General features: G+C 66.4%; 1 protein-coding gene. It reads right to left on the bottom strand.

What is annotated here, in order from left to right:
* The coding region (locus IG99_RS43355; protein WP_037684538.1) for an AMP-binding protein at positions 1 to 1,709 on the bottom strand (1,709 nt) is incomplete at both ends.

The following is a 1,709-nucleotide window of genomic DNA, read 5'->3' as shown; positions in this document are numbered from 1 at the left end:
CCAGGACACGTAGTCGACCACCGACCGATGCTCAACCACCACACCCTTGGGCCGACCCGTCGAACCCGACGTATAGATCACATACGCCGGCGTGCCCGGGTCCAGGGACGCCGGCAGGTCCGCCTCAGAGTATTCGTCGAGAAGAACTCGGGTGGTGCCGTCCGGAACCTCAACTCCGCTGTTCGCGCCGGTAATCACGCACACGGGTGCGGCGTTTTCGAGGATGTAGGCGATGCGGTCGGCCGGATAGTCCGGGTCGATCGGCACGTATGCCGCACCCGTCTTCAGGACTGCCAACAGTGCGATGACCAGGTCTGCCGACCGAGGCAGGGCCACGGCGACGAACCGCTCCGGACCCGCACCCCGCTCGACCAACACGCGCGCCAAACGGCTCGCCCGTTCGCTCAGCTCGCGGTACGACAGCTCGGTGCCGTCGAAGACCAGCGCCGTGGCGTCCGGTGTCCGCACGACCTGCTGCTCGAACAGCTCGGGCAGTGTGCCGCCGGGGATTTCCCGGCCGGTCTCATTGCGGAGGAGTTGGTCAAGGTGAGCGTCGTCGAGGACGGGCAGGGTGTGTACGGGAGTGTCGTCCAGGGCCTGGATCAGGTGGCGGGTGGTCGTGTTCAAAAGGGACAGCATCAGGTCCGGGTCGATCGGGTCCACACACTGGACCGTGAAGACGAAGTCGTCACCGGTGTCATCCACCGACACCGTCAGCGGATAGTTCGTGCGCTCCTGAGCGAAGAGGATCTCGATGCCCTCGACTTCGACGTCGGTGTCCGCCGCGCTGTGACGGTAGTTGAACAGTGCGGTGAACAGCGGGGCTTCCGCCGGCACCCCGCTCATGCGCTGGGCCAAGGCAAGCGGGGCGTGCTCGTGGACCAGCAGTTCCGCCAGGTCGGTCTGCATGTGCTTGATGGCGTCGCCCAGGTTCTTGCTGGTGTCCAGGTGGACGGGGAGGGTGTTGATGAACAGGCCCGGGATCCGGTCCGCGCCGGCACCCGCCTGCATACGTCCGAAGAGCACCGTGCCGAAGACGACGTCCTCACGACCCGCCTGCGCGACGAACTCCCGGAACGGCAGCGGCTGTGGCAGCTCCGCCTCACGGCCCTCCAGGAACGCCTGGACCTCCGCGAACAGCACATCCACCGCTGTGTGGTCCTGGATCAGGTGATGCACCTGGACCAGTGCCACCGACCGCTGCGAACCCGCCGTGGTGACTCGGACCAGGGGTGCTGCTGTGATGTCCATGACCGAGTCGGCCAGCGCCATCAGGCCCTGCACGTCACCGTCGTACACGACCTCGTGGACCGGGATCTCCACGTGCTTGTGGACCACCTGGACCGGCTCGCGCAGTCCCTCCCACAGCACGGCAGTGCGGAGAATGTCGTGCCGGTCCACGACCTTCTGCAGGACCCCGACGAACTCGTCCAGCCTGGAGCGGGAGTCGAACCCGAGGACCATGGGCAGGACGTACGCGTCCTCGCCTTTCGAGGCGCCCATCAGGTGGTGGAAGAGGATGCCCTCCTGGAGCGGCGCCAGCGGGTAGATGTCCGCCACATTGGCCACACCGCCCGGAACTTCGGCTACGACCCTGTCGATCTCCTCCTGCGACAAGCCCGCCAACGGCACCATCTCCGGCGTGATCACCTCAACGCCCTCGACGATCCCGTTCGGGGGGATCAACAGGTTCTTGCCCGTGGTCTCCA

Origin of the sequence: Streptomyces griseus subsp. griseus (assembly GCF_000720255.1) — a bacterium.
In the GTDB taxonomy this organism is placed as follows: Bacteria; Actinomycetota; Actinomycetes; order Streptomycetales; family Streptomycetaceae; genus Streptomyces; species Streptomyces griseus_I.
This window is presented reverse-complemented; position numbering and strand designations above follow the sequence as displayed.